This is a genomic window from Gilvimarinus gilvus (genome assembly GCF_030518155.1).
In the GTDB taxonomy this organism is placed as follows: Bacteria; Pseudomonadota; Gammaproteobacteria; order Pseudomonadales; family Cellvibrionaceae; genus Gilvimarinus; species Gilvimarinus gilvus.
This window is the reverse complement of the sequence record NZ_JAULRU010000481.1, coordinates 1-432: the sequence shown is the minus strand read 5'-3', so window position 1 is coordinate 432 and position 432 is coordinate 1. Positions and strand designations below refer to the sequence as shown.

At 47.5% G+C, this 432-nt stretch carries 1 protein-coding gene; it reads left to right on the top strand.

The features are described from left to right. Nucleotides 1–248 precede the first annotated feature (248 nt). The coding region (locus QWI17_RS08995; RefSeq protein ID WP_302722177.1) for a cytochrome c peroxidase at nt 249–432 on the top strand (184 nt) is incomplete at its 3' end.

The following is a 432-nucleotide window of genomic DNA, read 5'->3' as shown; positions in this document are numbered from 1 at the left end:
CCTGAAGCTGTTCGCCAGTTGAATCATCAATCAAAGACAGCCCCCTCAGATCGACTTATTGAAAAACGCAGCTCCCGGGATCGTTCGCTGCAACTTTCCGGGGGAATCCACAGTAACCGTTGTTGCGTTGTATCACATCAGCAATAAAAGCGTCACAACGGTGACAAACACCGATACAGAAGCAAGCATTCTTGATATTATCGCGAATACGATTCGTTATCATTAGCATTCTATTTCGAGATAGATTCATGAATTTAAGACTACTCCCGCTACTGAGTATTATTACACTCCTGTCCGCCTGCAGCTCCGGTCAAACGGACAGTGCCTCACATACACCAGCAGTACCGCTGAGCAAGGAAGCCCTGGGACAGCAACTGTATTTCGATAGCAACCTGTCTCTAAACCGCACCCAAAGTTGTGCCACATGCCATG